We start from the raw sequence: 18,632 nt of genomic DNA on the forward strand, positions 1-18,632 counted from the left end.
TAACTATTCGTGCTGCTGCTACCATCGCCGCATGGCAACGACCGACCGGCGGCAGCGCGAGCGCTCGGCGCAGCGTGACCTGATCGTCGCGTCGGCTCGGTCACTCGCGGAGCAGGAGGGCTGGGAAGCCGTCACCACCCGCCGTCTGGCGACCGAGATCGAGTACAGCCAGCCGGTCATCTACAAGCACTTCGCGTCGCTGGACGCCCTGGTCGAGGCCGTGGCGCTCGAGGGCTTCGCCGAGCTCGCCGCGGCCATCCACCACGCCCGGGTCGATGTCGGGGACGCCGACGCGGACCCGGTGGGCGTCGTCGCGCACGCGTACGTCGACTGGGCGGCGGCGAACCCATCGCTCTACGACGCCATGTTCATCCGCGCCACCGGCCTGCACTTCGGCGCCGAGGAGACCCCGCCCCAGCTGACCGACGGGTACGCCGAACTCCTGGCGGCGACGAGCGTGATCGCTGGCGACCGTGACCCCGACGTCCTCGCGGAGGTGCTGTGGGCGGCGCTGCACGGCCTGGTGCTGCTCGACCGCGGGGGTCGGCTCCGGGCTGCGCACCGCCGGGCCCGCGTCGAGGCGGTGGCTGCGCTCCTGGCGGGCTGACCCGAGCGCTGCACCGTGCGAGTCTCGTCAGCCGGTGCGAGGCTGCCCACACCGTGCGCCCCGTTGAGCGCGCACCGGGTGTGCAACCTCGCACCAGGGCGAGCACGGCGCGCCGTCCGCCGTCACCGCTCGGTGGACGCGCGCAGCCCCCGGTCGACGAAGTCGATCATCCAGGTGAAGCTCGTGTCGACGTCGGTGCCCATGCGGAAGCCGTCCGAGGCCTCGATCGTGGCGAACCCGTGCAGCACGCTGCGCAGCATGCGGATCGCGTGCACCTCGTCCGCCGGGTCGAGCCGGTACCCGCGGAGGGCGGCGGCGAAGGACGCCAGGCTGCGCTCGAGCGCCGCGGCCAGGGGGTCGTCGGGCCCGGTCGGACGGGTGCCGACGGTCGCGGCGTACCGGCCGGGGTGTCGTTGCACGTAGCGCCGCACGGTCTGTGCCGCGGCGGCGAGGGCGTCCACGCCGGCCAGTCCCTGCATGGCCTCGCGGAGTTCGTCGCCGAGCTCGTTCGCCGCGAGGACCGCGACGCGCCGAGTCAGGTCGGGCAGCCCGTCGACGTGCTTGTAGAGCGAGGGGGACTTCACGCCGAGTCGTTCGGCGACGACGCTCATGCTGAGCTGTGCGAGGCCGATCTCGTCGGCGAGCGTCGCGGCGGCCTCGGTGACGGTCGCGGGGTCGAGCCCGGCCCTAGGCACGAGGCCCCACGGCACCCGCAGCACCCGCAGCACCCGCAGCGCCGGCACCCACGGTCCGGCGGAGGAACGGCAGCAGCAGGGCCACGACCTGGTCGGGCGTCTCGGTGTGGGGGTAGTGCCCGGCGCCCTCGATGACCGCGACCTCCCCGAGGCCCTCGACCAGGTCGCCGACGACCCGCAGCCCCTCGGCGCGGGGGTCTGCCCAGTCGGGGTCGGCGCTGCCCTCGACGACGAGCACGGGGCAGCGCACGTCGGCCAGGTGGGCGCCGGCGTCGGCGGGAGAGGTCTTCGTCATGGCGCGGAGTGCGGCCATGCGCTCCGGCTGCTGCAGGGTGGTCTCGATGCGGGCGCGTTCCTGGACCCAGTCGGCGGGCTTCGTCGGGACCGCGATGTCGAGGTAGGCCATCCAGCCGGCCAGGCTGCCGGTCGTCATGACCTTCGCGAGCTGGAGCGTGCCGGCGCGGTGGTGCTTGTTGCGCAGGAGCCCGACGAGGTCGACGCCCTGCTTCCGGGTGAACGGGGCGAGCTCGACGATGCCGACGACCACGTCGGGGGCGGTCGCCGCGGCGATGGTGGCCGCTCCGCCGCTGATCGACTGCCCCACCACGACCGCCGGTCCGCCGAGGTGACGGACCACGGCGACGAGGTCGCGGGCGATGTCCGTGCGCTGGTACGACGGCCATGTGGCGCTCGAGTCGCCGCAGCCGCGGATGTCGACGTTCGCGACCCGGTAGCCGGCGGCGACGAGCTGCGGGACGACGAACCGGTACGCGTGGCGGCTGTCGCCCATGCCGTGGGCGAGGACCACGAGCGGGCCGGAGCCGGTGACGTCGAACGCGATGGTCCCGTCGGCGGTGGTGATGTGGTCGAGCATGATGGCCTCCTGGCTGCTGTCTGGCTAATGCCAGTAGCCATAAGCTACGACCATTAGCCAGTGATGTCAACACCCCGTCCGTAAGCTGGTCCGATGACGTCACCGGCGCGCCTGCTCTTCGCCTCGTCGCACCCCGGGCCGACGGTCACGGTCACGGTGCTCGCCGCCGTCATCGCCGCCGCGGTCGGCCATCCGGTGTGGCTCGTGGTGCTCGTCGCGCTGACGGTCGTCGCCGGACAGCTGTCGATCGGCCTGGCGAACGACTGGATCGACGCCGACCGCGACCGTGCCGTCGGCCGCTCGGACAAGCCCGTCGCCCGGGGCCTCATCGCGAAGGAGACGGTCCGGAACGCCGCGTTCGTCACCGCGGGCGCCGCCGTCGTCCTCTCCCTGTTCCTCGGTCCGGTCGCCGCCGCCGCGCACCTGGTGCTGGTGGCCGCGGGGTGGGTCTACGACGCCGGCCTGAAGCGCTCCGTCTGGTCGGTGGCACCGTTCGTCGTCGCGTTCGGGTTGCTGCCCGTCGTCGCCGTGTCCGCCGGTGCCGACGCGCAGCTCCCCGCCGCGTGGGCGATCGCGACCGGCGCGGTGTTCGGCGTCGCGATCCACTGCACGAACGTCCTGCCCGACCTGGTCGACGACGCCGCCACCGGTGTCCGCGGCTTCCCCCACCGGCTCGGTCTGCACGCCGCCGGGGTCGTCGCCTTCGCGTCGCTCGTGGTCGCCGCCGGACTCGTCCTGGTCGGTCAGCTCGGCGGGGACGACCCGGTGCGCGGCCTCGGCGTCGTGCTCGCGCTCACCGGCACGGTCGTTGTCGTCGTGCTCGCCGCCGTCGGCGTCCGTCTCGTGCTCACCGGTCCACCGACCCGCGTGCTGTTCCGCCTGGTCATCGTGTCGTCACTGGTGCTCGTGGTGGAGCTGGGGCTCGCGGGGGCGCGGCTCGTCGCCTGAGGGCCTCAGGCCCACCGCATCGCGTACAGGCGGGCGAGCAGGTCACCGGTCGGGAGGCCCAGTGCCGTCCGCAACAGCGCCTCACGAGCCAGCACGGCCGGCCCCACCGCACGGCCACCGACCGCCATGTTGGCCTCGGCCTGGCGCGCGGCACGACGGGCGACCGCCTGTCGGCGGCGGGCGTAGGCGGGCCATGGACCGGCGCTGCCCGTGCGGACCCCGGCCGTCAGCAGGGGAGCCAGCTCGGCGGCGTCGAGCCAGCCGAGGTTCATGCCCTGCCCGCCGATCGGGCTGATCTCGTGCGCGGCGTCCCCGATCAGGACGACGCGTCCGATCCCCACGCGGAGCGCCTCGCGGCGACGGACCCGGAAGCCGCTGAGCATCGAGCAGGTGTCGGGGTCGACGGCGGCTCCCGTGCGCTCGCGGACGGTCCTGGCGAGCGTGGCGGCGTCGACCTCGTCGTCGGCAGGGGCCCCGCGGCCGACGAGCGTCACGTAGCGACGGCGGCCGTCGGGCAGCGGGAACGACTCCACGACGCCGTCCGGTCCGACGTCGACCAACGCCGTCGAGCGGGCGGACGCGGGTTCGGGGTCGGCGAAGTCGCCCATCACGTAGCGGTCGGGGTAGTCCCGCCCGACGGTGTCGATCCCGAGCAGGTCCCGGACGGTGCTGCGCGCGCCGTCGGCACCGACGACGAACCCGGCTCGCAGTGCGATCGGTGCGCCGCCCGGGCCGGTGCCCTCGACGTCGACGTGGTCTGCGTGACGGTGCAGGGCGGTCACGCTCGTGCCCGTGCGGAGGGCGTCCGGGGACCAGACCGCCAGGCGGTCGCGCAGGATGCCCTCGGTGCGGTGCTGGTCGAGCGTGGCGACGTACGGGTGCGTGTCCGACGCCCGCGCGAAGGACAGCGTGCCGAGGGTCCGGCCGCGGCTCCGGGCGACTCCGCGGCGCACCAGGGTGGCCTCGGCCAGGACCGGCACGTCGGCACCGATTGCCGCGAAGGCGTCGAGGGACGGAGCGTGGATGCCGATGGCCCGCGACCCCGTCGGGGTGGTGTCCCGCCGCTCCCACACCTGCACCGCGACGCCCGACTGTGCGAGCAGCGCCGCGAGGAAGACGCCGACCGGGCCACCGCCCACCACCAGGACGTCCGTGGACGACCCGGCCACGTGCTGGGTCACTCGGCCACCCGCGCGGCGGAACGCTCCGCTGCCAGCAGACGCCGAGCCTCCCGGAAGCGGCGGCGGAGCCGTTCTATCGGCACCTCGACGGCGTAGGCCGCACCGACGGCGACCAGGATCGCGGTGCCGAGCAGCCAGATCCAGGCGAAGTCGCCGGCGATGCCGGACACCACGGTGCCGAGCAGAGCGATGACCAGCGGGTGCCAGAGGTACGCGGCGTACGAGACGCGGCGACCGAACCAGGCCACCGGGCGCCACGAGAGCGCCACCGAGACCGGGGTCCGGACGGAGACCAGACCGCCGATCAGCAGCGCGGAGACGACGCCGGTGGCGGGGAGCAGCAGGCCGAACGTCCACGCGTGCTGACCCCAGTCGTCCCCGATCGCGACCTGCACGGTCGCCAGGAGCCCGAGCCCGACCCAGGTGCCCACGTGTCCGGCGACCCCGGCCGCCCACGCGCGGACCCGCTCGTCGTCGAGGAGCAGCGCGAGCAGGCAGCCCGTCGCCAGCGGGACCAGGCCGAGCACGGGGGAGAAGTAGACGTCCGGGGTCGCTCCGCCGCCCGGGGTGCGGTAGCTCGCCCACGACGCGATCGACGCGCCGACGACCACGACGCCGAGCCCCACGGTGAGCGCCCGCCGGTGGGCCCTGACCGCGAACAGGAGCACGAGCACGGGCGGCCAGACGAGGTAGAACTGCTCCTCCATCGACAGGCTCCACGTGTGCCCGAACACGCCCTGCGTGGTGTCCCAGAACGAGCGGAAGAGGTTGCCGGTGTAGGTCAGGGCGATGAGGGCGGCCTCGCCGGCGGAGAACGACGCGCCCTTGTAGTCACCGACCCATGACCAGAGCGCGATGCCTGCGGCGACCATCACCAGGAGGGCCGGGTACAGCCTGAGCAGGCGCTTCACCCAGAAGCTGCCGAGGCGGATGCGGCCGGTGCGGCGCTGCTCGCCGAGGAGCAGCGACGTGATGAGGAAGCCGGAGAGCACGAAGAAGACCTGGACGCCGATGAAGCCGCCCTCGAAGCCCGCCACGTGCAGGTGGTAGAGCATGACGATGAGGATCGCGACGGTCCGTAGCCCGTCGAGCGCCGTGGCACGGTGTGCGAGGGGGCCGGCGGGGACTGCGGTGGTGCTGGACGTCGTGCCGGCGGTGGTGCCGGTCGCGGCAGCGGCGTCAGCGGCGGTCGGGGCCGCGGTCGTGCCAGTGGTCGTGGCCTGCGCGAGCGTGCTCGTCGACAAGTCGCCTCCTCGTCAGGGGTCGGGTTCCTGACCTGCCAGGATGCTCCGTCCGCCCATGAGCGACCTCAAGATCGACCTGTACGTCCGTTCTGCGACGGGGTCACGAGGGCGGTCAGGGCGTCGAGGCGCTCGCGGGCGATGGCCTGGAGCGAGCGGTCCTCGTCCGGGGCGATCCACTGCTGGAACGACAGGTGGAACACCGTGACGGCGGTCTCGGCCGCGAGCGTGGCTCCGGGTTCCTCGACGCCACGCTCCCGGAGGGCCTCGCCGATCCGGACCGTGAGCGTCGCCAGCTTGCCGAGTTCGCGCTCGCGGAGGGACGGCTCGGAGTCGATGATCGGCTGGCGTCGCCGCGACCACGCACGGCGCTCGTCCGGGAAGAACGCCGCCGTGCCCTCGAGTGCCCGGCTGACGAGCTCGATCGTGGGGGTGTCGGCGGGTGCGGTCCGGACGGGGTCGAGGAACATCGCGACGAAGTCCTCCTGTCCAGCGAACAGGACCTCGCGCTTGTCGGCGAAGTGCCGGAAGAAGGTGCGCTCCGTGACCTCGGCCGCCGCCGCGATCTCGGCGACGGTGGTGCGCTCGAACCCCTGCTCGGCGAAGAGGCGCAGGGACACGGCCTGCAGTCGCTCGCGGGTGCCGGGTTGCCAACGTGCCATGGGGAGAGTCTACTGATGACAGTGCATGACATCGGATGCTACGGTGATGTCAGTCAGTGACATCGGTTGCTGACGCATCCTGATTCGACTCGTTCGACTCGTTCGTCCTGGAAGGACTCACCATGCACGTGTTCGTCACCGGAGCCTCCGGCTGGATCGGCTCTGCCACCGTCGACGACCTCGTCGCCGCCGGCCACCGCGTCACCGGACTCGTCCGTTCGGACGCCGCCGCTGCTGCCGTCACCGCTGCCGGGGCCACCCCGCTCCGCGGCGACCTCGACGACCTCGACGCGATCCGCCGCGGAGCAGTGGACGCCGACGCGGTCGTCCACCTCGCCAACAAGCACGACTGGTCGAACCCGGCCGCGTCGAACGCCGCCGAGCGTGCCGCGGTCGAGACCATCGGCACCGCGCTCGTCGGCACCGACCGCCCGTTCGTGGTGGCCTCGGGCATCGCCGGGCTCGCGCAGGACCGACCGGCCGTCGAGACCGACGTGTCGCCGTTCAGTGGACCCGAGGCGATGCGCGGCGGCAGTGAGAACCGTGCCTTCGACTTCGTCGACCAGGGCGTCCGGACCGTCGCGGCCCGCTTCGCCCCGACCGTGCACGGCATGGGCGACCACGGCTTCATCGCGCTGATCACCGCCGCCGCGAAGCAGCACGGGGTGTCCGCCTACGTCGGGGAGGGCACCAACTCCTGGTCCGCCGTGCACCGGTCCGACGCCGCGCGGCTCGTCCGCCTCGGCCTCGAGCAGGCACCGGCGGGCACGCGCATGCACGCCTCGTCCGAGACGGCGATCCCGACGCGGGTGATCGCCGAGGCCATCGGCGAGGCCCTCGGGCTGCCGGTCACCTCGGTCGACCCGGCCGATGCCGTCGCGCACTTCGGGTTCATCGGCCAGTTCTTCGCGATGGAGATGTCGGGGTCGTCCGCCGCGACGCAGGAGCTCCTCGGGTGGCAGCCCACGGGCCCTACGCTCGTCGAGGACATCGCGGCGGGTGCCTACGCCGCCGCCGCGGCGCGGTAGCCGGGCGCGGCGGCCGGGCCGAGACTCGGCCCACCGGACAGCGTGCGCGGCGTTCGTGACGCACGGTGTCCGCCTGGGCGAGACTCGGCTGCGCGCCACCGGACGGGAGGCTCGTGCCGGCATGGCACCGAGCCTCCCGTCCGGTGCGTGGCCGGGAGCGCACGGCGCTTCCGACTCCACACGACAACGTGGAGGTCGTACGACAGCGAGGTTGTCGTGCGCTCGCTGGGGTGCCGCGTGCTCCGATGCCGAACGACAACCCCGAGGTCGTACGACAGCGACCCTGTCGTGCGCTGTCGTACCTCGGGCGGGTACTCGCGGCTACTCGGCCTTCTGCATCTGCCAGGGCTCGGGCTCGCGGTCGCCGTTCGGCCGCACCGGGCGGACGTCCCCGACGATCGGGATCGAGCGCTTCCGCATGAACCACAGGTAGCGCACGAAGAAGTGGGACAGCGTCGACAGGCGGTTGCCGTTGCCGAGCAGCGACGCGATGTGCACCGCGACCCAGGCGGCCCAGGCGACGGGTCCGACCATCGTGATGCCGCCCCGGAGCTGCGCCACCGCGGCGTTCGTCCCGATCGTGGCCATCGTGCCCTTGTCGTGGTACTTGAGGTGCTCGGTCGGCTTGCCCTCGAGCGTGCGGACGATCTGCTTGGCGATGTGCTTGCCGCCCTGCAGTGCCGGCTGGGCGAGCTGTGCGAGGGCGTCGTCCTGCGCGGCGATGTCACCGGCGGCCCAGATGCCCTCGACCCCCTTCACGCTGAGGTCGTCGTTGACCTGGATGCGCCCGCCGTGCGTCTGCGGCATGCCCCAGTTCGCCACCTCCTTGTGCGCGGCGACGCCCGTGGCCCAGATGACCTGCGACGCGGGGATGAACTCGCCGTCTGCGGTCATGACGCCGTCGCGGCGGACCTCGGAGACGCCGGTGTCCAGGCGGAGGATGACCCCGCGCTTGCGCAGCACCTTCGCCGCGTACCGACGGAGCCGCGGCGCGAAGGGCTTCAGCAGCTCACCGCTCCGGTGCACGAGCGTGATGGTGATGTTGCCGCGGAGGATCTCCGGGTACGCGCCCTCGAGTGCCTGGTCGCGCAGTTCGGCGAGCGCGCCGGCCATCTCGACGCCGGTCGCGCCACCGCCGACGATGACGATCTTGATCTCGTCGGGGCCCTGGTTGGCGGCGGCCTCCTCGAGCCGGGTGAACAGCTCGTCACGGATGCGCAGGGCCTGCGAACGGGAGTACATCGAGTAGGCGTACTCGTAGGCGCCCGGGGTGCCGAAGTAGCTCGTGTTGACGCCGTTGGCGAGGACCAGGTGGTCGTAGTGCAGGTCCTCCCCGTCGGACATCTCGGCGATCTTCTCGTCCGGTCGGACGTTCGTCAGGAGTCCGTGGCGGAAGTCGGCGTTGTCCTGCCGGGCGCGGAGGCTGCGGAGGAAGTAGGTCACGTCCCCGGCGTTCAGGCCGCCGGTCGCCACCTGGTACATGAGGGGCTGGAACATGTTGTAGACGTGGCGGTCGACGAGGGTGACGCGCACCGGGGCGTCGGCGAGCTCGCGCATGGCGGCGATCCCGGCGAACCCACCGCCGACGATGACGACGTGCGGGCGGGGGTCCTGCGGCATGGTGAGCTCCGGGGTGATGCGGTCAACGGCAACCACAACGGTACGCCGGTTCCGCCATCCTCCGGTCCACCCCTTCGGTCGACCGATCGGAGGACCGGCTCGCCGCCGTCAGTCGGCTCGCGGCGCGTAGGTGCTCAGGACGTTGCCGTGGCTCGTCACGGTGCTCTCGACCAGCCGCAGGCGCGTGGCCGGGTCGGTCGGTTCGAAGAGCTTCCGCCCGCTGCCGGCGACGACCGGGTGCACCATGAGCTGCAGTTCGTCGAGGAGCCCCGCGAAGAGCAGGCTCCGGACGAGCGTGACGCTGCCGCAGACCGCGATGTCGCCGCCGTCCCGCTCCTTCAACTCGCGCACGAAGTCGTGCACGTCGCCCTGGATCCGGGAGCTGTTCTCCCACGTCAGGTCGTCGCCGAGCGTGGTCGAGGCCACGTGCTTCTCGATCGGGTTGATCCACTGCCCGAACGGGTCCTCGGGGTGGGCCGGCCACCACTCGGACCACTCGGTGTAGCTGTTCCGGCCGAGGAGCACGGTGTCGGTGCGGCTCATGAACGTGGTCATGCCCGCCCCGAGCTCGTCGTCGAAGCTGTCGTACTGGAACCGGAAGGGGTCCTGCACCACGCCGTCGACCGACGTGAACAGCCCTGCTGTCACCTTGCGCATGGTCGGAGGCTAGTGCGCCGGCCGACGTGGCGACACCCCCGCGACGTCCACGCCGGCGACTGCGAGCCACGACTGCGTACTGTCGAGGTGTGCGCGCACTGGTGGAGACGGTCTCGGTGGACGGGATGCCCGTCCGGCTCCGGACGATCGCGCCGGCCGGCCGCCGTCACGATGCCCTCATGCCGACCGTGGTGCTGGTGCACGGCATCGGCATGTCGCACCGGTCGTTCGACCGGTCGCAGATCGCCCTGGCCCGCGAACACCGCACCATCACGGTCGACCTGCCCGGCTTCGGTGGCCTGCCCGGCGCCGGACGTCGGCTGGAGATCGCCGAGCTCGCGGACCTCGTCATGCGGGCAGTCCGCTCCCGCGGCGTGCACGAGAGCATCCTGGTCGGCCAGTCGATGGGGGCGCAGGTCGTCGTCGAAGCCGCCATCCGCCATCCGGAGGAGGTCGACTCCGTGGTCATCGTCGGACCGGTCATCGACGACCACCGGAGGACCCTGCTGCAGCAGGCACTGTCGCTCGGCGTCGACGGGTTCTTCGAGACGGCGCGGATGAACGTGGTCCTCGTGACGGACTACCTGCGGAGCCTCCGCCAGTACCGGTGGCAGCTCCGCCCGATGATGCGGTACCCGATGCGCGAGGCCGTCGGACGCCTCCGCGTGCCGGTCCTCGTCGTGCGCGGCCACCGGGACCCGATCGCCAGGAGCGCCTGGACCGCCCGGCTCGCGCAGGTCGCCCAGCGTGGGGCGCTCGCCGAACTCCGTGGGGCGCACCACGTGCAGGAGCACGAACCGGGCGCCTTCGCGGAGCTCGTCGACGAGTTCCGACGGATGCAGGCGCTGGAGGCGAGCCGGTGACTGGCTCGGTAGGTGACCCGGTGGGTGACCCGGTGAGCGGTGACGGAGGTGGGCAGGTCCACACGGGCCGAGCCGAGCCTCCCGTCCGGGTGGGACTGGTGCGACGGGCGTGGTGGGCCGTCCTCGACTGGTGCTACGCGATCCGCTGGCAGGTGCAGAGCCTCGGGCCGACCACCGCCGACGACTACCTCGACGGTGACGGTCAGCCGGTCGTCGTGATCCCGGGGGTCTACGAGACCTGGCACTTCATGCGGCCGCTCATGGACGCCCTGCACGACCGGGGACACCCGGTGCACGTGCTCGCGTCGTTGCGGCACAACCTCCGACCGGTCCCGATCTCGGCGGCAGAGGTGATGTCCTCCATCGAGGAGCTCGACCTGCGCAACGTGCTGCTCGTCACGCACAGCAAGGGCGGGCTGATCGGCAAGTACGCGATGGCGCACCTCGACCACGACGGGCGACTCGACCGGATGGTCGCGGTGTCGACCCCGTTCGGCGGCTCCGTGTACGCGAACCTCGCGCCCGTGCCGCACCTGCGGGCCTTCCGGGCGGCAGACCCCGTGCTCGCCGGGCTGGCGCGGGAGCTCGACGCGAACCGGCGGATCACCTCGGTGTACGGGGTGTTCGACACGCTCATCCCCGGGGGCAGTGCGCTCGCCGGGGCCACGAACGTGCGGGTGCCCGTCGGTGGGCACTTCCGGATCCTCGGCGACGCCCGGGCCCGTGACGCCGTGCTCGAGGCAGTCGCGCGGCGCTGACGCGGGGTTGCCTGCCGCAGTACGCCCGTGCCCGGTGGGTAGACGCGACGAGGCTCGTGTTGCGCGACAGAACTCGCCTTCCGCAGCGCGAGTCGTGTCGCGGGGCGCGAGGCTCATGGCCGTGTGGCCGCAGCCGCAGCCGCAGCCGCAGCCGCAGCCGCCCCGTCAGCGCCGGGCGACGCTCGCGCGCTCGACGATCCGGTGCGGGATCACGACGGTCGACGGGGGAGCGTCGCGGTCCGCGATCCGTGCCGTCAGCAGGTCGAGGGCGGCGTCCGCGAAGGCCCGTCGGTCGAACGACACCGTGGTCAGGGCGGGGATCGCGAACGCCGCACCGTCGACGTCGTCGAACCCGACCACGCTGACCTGCTCCGGCACGCGGACGCCCCGCGCCGCCAGGACGTGCAGCACGCCGAACGCAATCGAGTCCGTGAACGCGAAGACCGCGTCGGGCAGTGGGTGCGTGTCCAGCCAGACACCGAAGGCCCCGGCGGCGTCGGCCGTGGACCACCCGGGCAGCGGCACCCGGAGCGTCGGGTCCGGGGTGAGACCAGCGGTGCGGAGGGCGGCCTCGTGCCCGTTGACCCGTCGCTCGCTCGTGGCGGTGACCTGCGAGCCGTCGGCACCCGGCTCGGGTGCCCCGACCACCGCGATCCGGCGGTGGCCGTGGTCGAGCAGGTAGGTCGTGACCTCGTGGGCCGCGGCGCTGCTGTCGACGTGGACCTGGTCGACGTGCTCCGGCTCGACCTCACCGATGACCACCGTCGGCGGCAGTCCAGCGGTCGACGCGAGCACGCTGGCGCTGAGCGACACCGGGTTGAGGACCAGCCCGTCCACCAGATGTGCCCGGGCGCGGGACACGAGCTGGCGTTCCCGCTCGGGGTCGGCGGCGGTCTGGTCGAGCTGGACGACCCAGTCGCGCTCGCGGGCGAGCTCCACGAACCACCGGGCGAGTTCGGCGGAGTAGGCACTGCTCATCTCGGGCAGGGTCAGCGCGATCGCACCCGATCGGCCGTTGCGCAGCCCGCGGGCGGACAGGTTCGGGACGTAGTCGAGCTGCGCCAGCGCCTGTTCGACGCGTTCGCGGGTGTCGGGCCGCACGACCACGCCGCCGTTGATGACGTTGGAGACGGTCTTCGGGGAGACCCCGGCGAGGGCTGCCACGTCCCGCACGGTCGCTCGCATGGAGCAACCGTAGCGCGGCGGCGGTCAGGACCGGTGGTCGCAAGGTGAGCGATCACTGGACCGCGCCAACGCGTTACAACGATGGAACATCGTGGCAACGGGTTGCCAACCAGTTGCCCCACCCGACAGGGTCGCCTCAGGAATCCAACGGAGGAGGCCCGGAGTGACGAAGCTCGACGACCGCGTGCGCCGCACGGCAGGGACGACCGGGGGGACGGCATCGCCACCCCGCGCACCGGGACGACGGAGCACGTGGGAGCGCATCCGCCGCGACCGGGTCCTGCTGCTGATGGGACTGCCGGGCGTCGCGCTCCTGCTCGGCTTCCACTACCTGCCACTGCTCGGCAACCTCATCGCCTTCCAGGAGTACCTGCCGTTCGTGCCCCTGGGGCGCAGCCCGTGGGTCGGGTTCGACAACTTCGCGGTGATCGTGAACGGCGACCCGGAGTTCCTCGGCGCACTGCGGAACACGCTCGTCATCACCCTCGTACAGGTCGTGTTCGTGTTCCCGGCGCCGATCGTGCTCGCGATCATGCTCAACTCGCTGCTGTCCGAACGGATCAAGCAGGTCGTGCAGTCGGTGCTCTACCTGCCGCACTTCCTGTCGTGGGTGATCGTCGTCGCGGTGTTCCAGCAGATCCTCGGCGGCTCCGGCCTGGTGAACAACGCCATCCGGGCCGCCGGTGGCGACGCGATCGACTTCCTCGGCAACCCGAACGGCTTCATCGCGCTGCTCACCAGCCAGGTGATCTGGAAGGACACGGGCTGGGCGACGATCCTGTTCCTGGCCGTGCTCTCGCAGATCGACTCGAGCCTGTACGAGGCCGCGCGGATGGACGGCGCCAGCCGGTGGAGGCAGCTCTGGCACGTGACGCTGCCCGGCATGCGGGGGATCATCATCCTGCTGCTCATCCTCCGCCTGGGGGACTCCCTGACCGTCGGGTTCGAGCAGATCCTCCTCCAGCAGGCCGCCGTCGGGCGGACCGCGAGCGAGGTCCTCGACACCTACGTCTACAACAACGGCGTGCTCGGCGGGCAGTGGGGCGTCGCCGCCGCCGTCGGTCTCGTCAAGGGCGTCGTCGGTGTGCTGCTCGTCCTCGGCGCCAACAAGCTCGCGCACGTCTTCGGCGAAGCGGGCGTCTACCAGAAGGAGTCCCGATGAGCGCCACGCGCAGTGTCACCGTGCCGGCGGGGAAGGCCAGGAAGCACCGGCCGCTGGACGCGCCGCCGCTGCCCAGCCGGATGCTGACGGGCTTCGTCCTGCTCGTGATCTGCCTGGTCGTCCTGCTGCCCTTCCTCGGCATCGTCTCGACGAGCGTCGCGCCCTCGAGCCAGGTCAACGGCGCAGGCGGCTTCGTGATGTGGCCGCAGGGGCTCGACTTCAGCGCCTACGAGAGCATCTTCGCCGGCGGCGTGGTCACCCGAGCGCTCCTGGTCAGCGTCGGCATCACCGTCGTCGGCACGCTCATCAGCCTGTTCGTCACCGCGATGCTCGCGTACGCGCTCAGCCGCCCGGGCTCCTACGGGCACGGTGTCGTGCTCAGCCTGGTGCTCGTCAGCCTGCTGTTCGCGCCGGGGCTCATCCCGAACTACCTCGTCGTCAAGCAGTTCGGCCTGCTCGACTCGTACTGGGCGCTCATCCTGCCGACCGCGCTCAGCGCGTTCAACGTCATCGTGATGCGGTCGTTCTTCATGGCGATCCCGCGGGAGCTCATCGAGAGCGCCCGGATCGACGGCGCGGGGGACTTCGGCGTGTTCCTGCGCATCGTGCTGCCGCTGTCCAAGGCCGTCCTCGCCGTGATCGGCCTGTTCTACGCGGTCGGCTACTGGAACGCGTTCTTCAACGCGCTGCTCTACATCAACGACACCGCGAAGTGGCCCCTGCAGCTCGTGCTGCGGACGTACGTCATCAACAACGCGCAGCTCGGCGGGTCCGACCTCGGGACGAGCTCCGACGCCCTGCCCCCGCAGGCGTCGATCCAGATGGCGATCCTCGTCGTCTCGATCGTCCCGATCCTCGTCCTCTACCCGTTCCTGCAGCGCCACTTCGCCAAGGGCGTCCTGACCGGCGCCGTGAAGGGCTGACCCATGACGACCAACGCACCACGCGGCATCAGCCGCCGCGGACTCATCGCGGGCGGTCTCGGGATCGCGGCCACGAGCCTCCTGGCCGGTTGCGACACCGTGACCCGCTCGACCGACGTGAAGGCGATCAACCGGGCCGTCACGCTGCCGGACTACGTGCCGTGGGCCGGCGGACCGGAGCCGGTGCTGCCCAAGACCAGCGCCCTGATGCCGTCCGCGTTCCGACGGATCCCGTCGACCCTGGTGCCGACGGCCAGGGTGCCCGGCGACGGCTCGGCGCTGCACGGCAGCGTCCCGACGAACTCGCCGGTCCCGCCCTCGAAGGGCAGCAACCCCTACTGGCAGGGCCTCGACGAGCGGATGGGCGTCGACCTCGACCTCACGATCACCCCGAACGCCGACTGGGGGAACAAGTTCGCCACGCAGGTCGCCGGCGACACCCTCGGCGACGTCTTCACCGTCTTCGGCACGTTCTCGTACCTGCCGCAGTTCCTCGAGGCGAAGGCGGCCGACCTCACCGGGATCCTGTCCGGCAGCGGCATCCGCGACTACCCGTACCTGGCGAACCTGCCCACGGCGTCGTGGCGCGGCACCGTGTTCTCCGGCGGGATCTACGGCGTGCCCGTCCCGCGCGGGCCCCTCACGACCGGGGTGCTGCACCGCCGGCAGGACCTGTTCGAGGACCTCGGCGTGGACCCGGCGTTCGGGAGCCTCGACGAGTTCGTCGCGCTCTGCCGCGAGGTCTCGGAGCCGCAGCGCAACCGCTGGGCCCTCGGCTCCGTGCCGACGAACATCCTCGCCTCGATGTTCGGCGTCCCCAACCAGTGGGAGGAGGAGGGCGGCCGCCTCCGCCACATGTACGAGGTGGAGGCCTACCAGGACATGCTCGAGGCCTCGCGGAAGTTCCTGGCCGAGGGCCTCGTCCACCCGGACAGCGTCACCGCCTACAACGGCAAGGTCTGGTTCGTGCAGGGCTCGGCCCTCATGCTGCAGGACAGCTACAGCGCGATCCCCGGCCTACTCCAACAAGCTGAGCCCGGCAGCGGGTTCCGCATGACGATGGCCCCGTTCGTCGGACCCGGCGGCGCGACGCCCAAGCCGTGGCTCGGCGACCCGAACAACGCCATCACCGCGCTCGCCGCCGGCTCGGAGGAGCGCATCCGCATGCTGCTCGGCGTGCTGGACTGGTGCGCGTCGCCGTTCGGCACCGAGGCCTGGCTCTACCGCAAGTTCGGCATCGAGGGTCGCGACTTCGAGTACCGCGACGGCGCTCCGGTGCTCACGAAGACGGGCAACAGCGAGACCGCGCTCGGCGAGTTCCCGCTGCAGTACTTCACGGAGTGCCCGCTCCCGCTGTTCTACGCGGGCGCCCCGCAGATGACGGACGTCGTCTACGAGTCGCTGTCGTCCTGGCTGGAGGACGGGATCACCAACCCGACCTACGGGCTGTACTCGCCGACGAACTCCACGAAGGGACCGGCCATCGGCACGTTCGCCACGAGTGCGGTCAACGACGTCCTGCTCGGTCGCGCCCCCGTCTCCGGGTGGGGCTCGGTCGTCCGCGACTGGCGTCGCCGGGGCGGCGACGCCATGCGGCGGGAGTTCGAAGAAGCGTTGGAGGCGCGCGCCGGCGGCTGATCCAGGGGTGGCCCGGCCCACTGCCGGACGGGAGGCTCGGGGCGGGCTGGTCCCGAGCCTCCCGTCCGGTGGTGGGCCAGCCACCACATCCTCCGACCGGGCGGACCTGTCAGCGGAAGTAGTGTCCTGCCTCGATGTCCTCCAGCAGGCCGGGCTCCTCGGCCGACCAGCCGAGGAGCTCGTGCGCGACGGGTGCGGCGGACGGCTGGTCCATGGCGAAGACGCCACCGAGGAAGCCGTAGACCTCCGGGTCGACCGGCTCGACCGGCAGTGCGAGGTGTCGTCCGATCGCCTCGGCGATGTCGAGCATCCGGACGCCCTCGTCGCCGACGGCGTGCAGTCGGGTGCCGGCCGGTGCGCCGTCGAGTGCCAGGCGGTAGAGCCGGGCCGCGTCGCGGACGTGCACCGCGGGCCAGCGCTGGGTGCCGTCACCGAGGTACCCGGAGACGCCGTGCTCACGTGCGGCGGCGATCATGATCGGGACGAAGCCGAACCGGTCGCCGTCGCCGTGCACCGAGCGGGGCATCCCGACCACGGCTGAGCGGACGCCCTGCGCTCCTGCGGCGAGCACCGTCTCCGCGATCCGGAAGCGCCCGGCGACCGGGTTGGTGAGGTCTGGGGCGTCGCGTTCGGTCGAGACCTGTCCGGGCAGGACCGACGTCCCGCTCGTCGCGATGAACGGCTTGTAGCTGCCGGCCAGGGCTCCGATGAGGGCGTCGGTCGCGGCGGCGTCGATGCGGATGCCCTCGTCGAACCCGCCGCTGTCGAGGGAGAAGCCGAGGTGGACGACGCCGTCACTCGTGGTGGCGGTCGTGCGGAGGACGTCGAGGTCCTCGAGCGTGCCGCGCACGACCTCGGCCCCCGCGGTGGTGATGACGTCGGCGGACCGGTCAGATCGGGCGAGCCCGACGACCTGGTGTCCGTGGGCGAGGAGTTCGGGGACGACGGCTGAACCGATCCAACCGGATGCTCCGGCGACGAAGACGCGCATGTGCTGCTCCTGACGAGGTGATGGGACTGCGTGCCATCACTGTACACATGATGGGACGCAGTCTCATCAGTAAGATGAACATCATGGGTCGATGGGCATCAGGAGGTCGCGAGCGGCTGGAGTCCGCTGCGCTCGACCTGTTCGTCGACCCCGGGTACGACGAGACGACCGTGGCGCAGATCGCCGACCGCGCGGGCCTGACGCGCAGCACGTTCTTCCGGCACTTCGCGGACAAGCGCGAGGTGGTCTTCGGGACCGAGGACACGCTCTCCGACCTGCTCGTCGCCGCCGTCGCGGAGCTGCCGACGGGGCTGTCCGTCGCCGAGTACCTGACCGCGGCGTTCACCCGGGCGGGGGAGCTGGCGTTCACGGCCGAGCGGCACCGCCAGGCGACGCAGCGACGGACGATCGTCGCGCGGCACCCCGAGCTGCGCGAGCGCGAACTGCTGAAGCGAGCCGGCATCAGCGCCGCCATGACGTCGGCGTTCGCGCAGCAGGGCGTCGACGTGCTCGGGGCGCGGCTCGGCGGGGAGTTCGGGGTGCTGGCGCTCGACGCGGCGTTCGAACGGTGGACGGACGGCGAACCGACCGCGTCGTTCGGGGAGATCGCCGCCGACGTCGTCGAGCGGCTCGCGGAGCGGGCGGGCACGCTCCGCTGAGTGCGGGCGGTGCCCGGACGGTCAGTCCTGGCGGGCAGACCACTCGCGGAACGGCAGGGTGGCGTCCTCACTCGGCCCCTGTTCCGCGGGCAGGGCGCGCTCGTCGACGGGCTTGGCGTACTCGTCGTAGAACGTGTCGAGGGTCATCAGGCGGTTGCCGTCCTCGTAGTGCTCCGACTCCTGCTCGCGCGACGCGGCGAACACGACCCGGTCCGGCTGGGCGTAGTACAGCGCGCCGAGGCACATCGGGCACGGGTAGGCGGTGACGTAGACGTCCGTGCCGCTGAGGTCGGTGATGCCCATCTCCGCGGCGAGACGGATCGCGGAGATCTCAGCATGCGCCGTCACGTCGCCGGACTGCGCGACCTGGTTCGCGGCTTCCACCAGGACCTTGCCGTCGCGGACGACCAGGCAGGCGAAGGGCTTGCCGCCTTCGCGGACGTTCTGGACGGCGCGCTTGACCACGCGCTCGGTGAACCGGGTGTCGATCTCGGTGGTGCTCATGCCAGCGACGATGCCACTGGGGCCTGGACGGTCTCCGGGATCAGTCGCCTGGCTGGATGAGGCAGAAGGGGTGACCGGCGGGGTCGAGGTACACGCGGAAGCTCTCGATGCCGGCGTCGTCCTTCGCCTTCCCGGTGACGGTCGCCCCGATCGCGAGGACCGCTGCTTCGCCCACGTCGAGGTCGTCGACCTTCACGTCGATGTGCATCTGCTGCGGCACGTCCTGCGCGGGCCACTCGGGAGCCCGGTAGTGCTCGACCTGCTGGAACGCGAGCAGCGGCCTGCTGCCCTCGATCGGCAGCACGACCTCGGCCCAGTCCTCGTCGAAGGCCACGACCTCGCCGCCGAGGAGCTCCGCGTAGAACCGGGCGAGTGCACGGGTGTCCGCGCAGTCGAGGACGAGGACGTCGAAGGTGCCGATCATGCCGGTGAGAGT

General features: G+C 71.9%; 20 protein-coding genes. 9 read left to right on the forward strand and 11 right to left on the reverse strand.

Annotation, left to right across the window (positions count from 1 at the left end; genetic code table 11):
- Positions 1 to 31: 31 nt before the first annotated feature.
- Entirely contained in the window at positions 32 to 607 is a 576-nt protein-coding gene (locus ITJ54_RS11630; RefSeq protein WP_194628435.1) for a TetR/AcrR family transcriptional regulator, read from the forward strand.
- Between the two features lie 122 nt (positions 608 to 729).
- On the opposite strand, the gene ITJ54_RS11635 is transcribed toward ITJ54_RS11630, so the two are convergent.
- Together ITJ54_RS11635 and ITJ54_RS11640 are read right to left on the reverse strand one after the other, a co-directional pair.
- A complete protein-coding gene (locus tag ITJ54_RS11635) occupies positions 730 to 1,317 on the reverse strand; it encodes a TetR/AcrR family transcriptional regulator (protein WP_323741699.1) in 588 nt (195 codons plus the stop codon).
- Entirely contained in the window at positions 1,295 to 2,176 is an 882-nt protein-coding gene (locus ITJ54_RS11640; protein WP_194628436.1) for an alpha/beta fold hydrolase, read from the reverse strand. Before ITJ54_RS11640 ends, ITJ54_RS11635 begins: the two co-directional genes overlap by 23 nt.
- Before the next feature lie 93 nt (positions 2,177 to 2,269).
- Here ITJ54_RS11640 and ITJ54_RS11645 point away from each other — a divergent pair, with 93 nt between their 5' ends.
- The gene (locus tag ITJ54_RS11645; RefSeq protein ID WP_194628437.1) at positions 2,270 to 3,124 is read left to right on the forward strand and encodes a UbiA family prenyltransferase; all 855 of its coding nucleotides are present in this window, start codon (positions 2,270 to 2,272) and stop codon (positions 3,122 to 3,124) included.
- A 5-nt stretch (positions 3,125 to 3,129) separates the two neighbouring features.
- Here ITJ54_RS11645 and ITJ54_RS11650 read toward each other — a convergent pair whose 3' ends face one another.
- The 3 genes from ITJ54_RS11650 to ITJ54_RS11660 all read right to left on the reverse strand — a co-directional run bounded on the left by ITJ54_RS11650 (position 3,130) and on the right by ITJ54_RS11660 (position 6,208).
- The gene (locus ITJ54_RS11650) at positions 3,130 to 4,305 is read right to left on the reverse strand and encodes an FAD-dependent oxidoreductase (RefSeq protein WP_194628438.1); all 1,176 of its coding nucleotides are present in this window, start codon (positions 4,303 to 4,305) and stop codon (positions 3,130 to 3,132) included.
- Complete coding sequence (locus tag ITJ54_RS11655; RefSeq protein ID WP_194628439.1) at positions 4,302 to 5,549, reverse strand: acyltransferase family protein; 1,248 nt, start codon at positions 5,547 to 5,549, stop codon at positions 4,302 to 4,304. Before ITJ54_RS11655 ends, ITJ54_RS11650 begins: the two co-directional genes overlap by 4 nt.
- A gap of 65 nt (positions 5,550 to 5,614) precedes the next feature.
- On the reverse strand, positions 5,615 to 6,208 hold the full coding sequence (locus ITJ54_RS11660; protein WP_194628440.1) for a TetR/AcrR family transcriptional regulator: 594 nt from the start codon (positions 6,206 to 6,208) through the stop codon (positions 5,615 to 5,617).
- 122 nt (positions 6,209 to 6,330) lie between these two features.
- Between ITJ54_RS11660 and ITJ54_RS11665 the strand changes: the two genes are divergently transcribed.
- Positions 6,331 to 7,236 (forward strand): SDR family oxidoreductase, encoded by a 906-nt coding sequence (locus ITJ54_RS11665; RefSeq protein WP_194628442.1) that lies wholly within the window; start codon positions 6,331 to 6,333, stop codon positions 7,234 to 7,236.
- A gap of 321 nt (positions 7,237 to 7,557) precedes the next feature.
- On the opposite strand, the gene ITJ54_RS11670 is transcribed toward ITJ54_RS11665, so the two are convergent.
- Both ITJ54_RS11670 and ITJ54_RS11675 read right to left on the reverse strand, forming a co-directional pair.
- Positions 7,558 to 8,856, reverse strand: coding sequence for an NAD(P)/FAD-dependent oxidoreductase (locus tag ITJ54_RS11670; RefSeq protein ID WP_194628444.1), 1,299 nt, complete (start codon positions 8,854 to 8,856; stop codon positions 7,558 to 7,560).
- 108 nt (positions 8,857 to 8,964) lie between these two features.
- Positions 8,965 to 9,513, reverse strand: a complete 549-nt coding sequence (locus tag ITJ54_RS11675; protein WP_194628446.1) for a dihydrofolate reductase family protein — start codon at positions 9,511 to 9,513, stop codon at positions 8,965 to 8,967.
- Positions 9,514 to 9,602: 89 nt separating this feature from the next.
- On the opposite strand from ITJ54_RS11675, the gene ITJ54_RS11680 reads away from it, so the two are divergent.
- Both ITJ54_RS11680 and ITJ54_RS11685 read left to right on the forward strand, forming a co-directional pair.
- A complete protein-coding gene (locus tag ITJ54_RS11680) occupies positions 9,603 to 10,376 on the forward strand; it encodes an alpha/beta fold hydrolase (RefSeq protein ID WP_194628448.1) in 774 nt (257 codons plus the stop codon).
- Between the two features lie 89 nt (positions 10,377 to 10,465).
- Positions 10,466 to 11,134: an alpha/beta hydrolase gene (locus ITJ54_RS11685; RefSeq protein ID WP_323741700.1), complete on the forward strand. Its 669-nt coding sequence runs from the start codon at positions 10,466 to 10,468 to the stop codon at positions 11,132 to 11,134.
- A gap of 165 nt (positions 11,135 to 11,299) precedes the next feature.
- On the opposite strand, the gene ITJ54_RS11690 is transcribed toward ITJ54_RS11685, so the two are convergent.
- Positions 11,300 to 12,319, reverse strand: a complete 1,020-nt coding sequence (locus ITJ54_RS11690; RefSeq protein WP_194628450.1) for a LacI family DNA-binding transcriptional regulator — start codon at positions 12,317 to 12,319, stop codon at positions 11,300 to 11,302.
- A gap of 163 nt (positions 12,320 to 12,482) precedes the next feature.
- Here ITJ54_RS11690 and ITJ54_RS11695 point away from each other — a divergent pair, with 163 nt between their 5' ends.
- Genes ITJ54_RS11695 through ITJ54_RS11705 form a run of 3 tightly spaced genes read left to right on the forward strand, consistent with a single transcriptional unit; the run spans position 12,483 to position 16,042 of the window.
- Positions 12,483 to 13,481 (forward strand): ABC transporter permease, encoded by a 999-nt coding sequence (locus ITJ54_RS11695; protein ID WP_323741701.1) that lies wholly within the window; start codon positions 12,483 to 12,485, stop codon positions 13,479 to 13,481.
- Entirely contained in the window at positions 13,478 to 14,404 is a 927-nt protein-coding gene (locus ITJ54_RS11700) for a carbohydrate ABC transporter permease (RefSeq protein ID WP_194628452.1), read from the forward strand. Before ITJ54_RS11695 ends, ITJ54_RS11700 begins: the two co-directional genes overlap by 4 nt.
- Positions 14,405 to 14,407: 3 nt before the next feature.
- A complete protein-coding gene (locus ITJ54_RS11705; protein ID WP_194628454.1) occupies positions 14,408 to 16,042 on the forward strand; it encodes a hypothetical protein in 1,635 nt (544 codons plus the stop codon).
- A gap of 109 nt (positions 16,043 to 16,151) precedes the next feature.
- On the opposite strand, the gene ITJ54_RS11710 is transcribed toward ITJ54_RS11705, so the two are convergent.
- Entirely contained in the window at positions 16,152 to 17,033 is an 882-nt protein-coding gene (locus ITJ54_RS11710; protein ID WP_194628456.1) for an SDR family oxidoreductase, read from the reverse strand.
- Between the two features lie 83 nt (positions 17,034 to 17,116).
- On the opposite strand from ITJ54_RS11710, the gene ITJ54_RS11715 reads away from it, so the two are divergent.
- Positions 17,117 to 17,692 (forward strand): TetR/AcrR family transcriptional regulator, encoded by a 576-nt coding sequence (locus ITJ54_RS11715; protein WP_194628458.1) that lies wholly within the window; start codon positions 17,117 to 17,119, stop codon positions 17,690 to 17,692.
- Positions 17,693 to 17,713: 21 nt separating this feature from the next.
- On the opposite strand, the gene ITJ54_RS11720 is transcribed toward ITJ54_RS11715, so the two are convergent.
- Together ITJ54_RS11720 and ITJ54_RS11725 are read right to left on the reverse strand one after the other, a co-directional pair.
- A complete protein-coding gene (locus ITJ54_RS11720; RefSeq protein ID WP_194628460.1) occupies positions 17,714 to 18,196 on the reverse strand; it encodes a nucleoside deaminase in 483 nt (160 codons plus the stop codon).
- A gap of 40 nt (positions 18,197 to 18,236) precedes the next feature.
- A complete protein-coding gene (locus ITJ54_RS11725; protein WP_194628462.1) occupies positions 18,237 to 18,620 on the reverse strand; it encodes a VOC family protein in 384 nt (127 codons plus the stop codon).
- Positions 18,621 to 18,632 lie beyond the last annotated feature (12 nt).

The organism is Curtobacterium sp. VKM Ac-2865, from assembly GCF_015350905.1.
GTDB lineage: Bacteria > Actinomycetota > Actinomycetes > Actinomycetales > Microbacteriaceae > Curtobacterium.

Excerpts from the sequence above, each read along its gene's own strand:
- ITJ54_RS11640 (WP_194628436.1), bottom strand. The coding sequence starts at position 2,176 with ATGCTCGACCACATCACCACCGCCGACGGGACCATCGCGTTCGACGTC.
- ITJ54_RS11715 (WP_194628458.1), top strand. The coding sequence starts at position 17,117 with ATGGGTCGATGGGCATCAGGAGGTCGCGAGCGGCTGGAGTCCGCTGCG.
- ITJ54_RS11700 (WP_194628452.1), top strand. The coding sequence starts at position 13,478 with ATGAGCGCCACGCGCAGTGTCACCGTGCCGGCGGGGAAGGCCAGGAAG.
- ITJ54_RS11660 (WP_194628440.1), bottom strand. The coding sequence starts at position 6,208 with ATGGCACGTTGGCAACCCGGCACCCGCGAGCGACTGCAGGCCGTGTCC.
- ITJ54_RS11705 (WP_194628454.1), top strand. The coding sequence starts at position 14,408 with ATGACGACCAACGCACCACGCGGCATCAGCCGCCGCGGACTCATCGCG.
- ITJ54_RS11675 (WP_194628446.1), bottom strand. The coding sequence starts at position 9,513 with ATGCGCAAGGTGACAGCAGGGCTGTTCACGTCGGTCGACGGCGTGGTG.
- ITJ54_RS11645 (WP_194628437.1), top strand. The coding sequence starts at position 2,270 with ATGACGTCACCGGCGCGCCTGCTCTTCGCCTCGTCGCACCCCGGGCCG.
- ITJ54_RS11710 (WP_194628456.1), bottom strand. The coding sequence starts at position 17,033 with ATGCGCGTCTTCGTCGCCGGAGCATCCGGTTGGATCGGTTCAGCCGTC.
- ITJ54_RS11665 (WP_194628442.1), top strand. The coding sequence starts at position 6,331 with ATGCACGTGTTCGTCACCGGAGCCTCCGGCTGGATCGGCTCTGCCACC.
- ITJ54_RS11720 (WP_194628460.1), bottom strand. The coding sequence starts at position 18,196 with ATGAGCACCACCGAGATCGACACCCGGTTCACCGAGCGCGTGGTCAAG.
- ITJ54_RS11690 (WP_194628450.1), bottom strand. The coding sequence starts at position 12,319 with ATGCGAGCGACCGTGCGGGACGTGGCAGCCCTCGCCGGGGTCTCCCCG.
- ITJ54_RS11670 (WP_194628444.1), bottom strand. The coding sequence starts at position 8,856 with ATGCCGCAGGACCCCCGCCCGCACGTCGTCATCGTCGGCGGTGGGTTC.
- ITJ54_RS11630 (WP_194628435.1), top strand. The coding sequence starts at position 32 with ATGGCAACGACCGACCGGCGGCAGCGCGAGCGCTCGGCGCAGCGTGAC.
- ITJ54_RS11725 (WP_194628462.1), bottom strand. The coding sequence starts at position 18,620 with ATGATCGGCACCTTCGACGTCCTCGTCCTCGACTGCGCGGACACCCGT.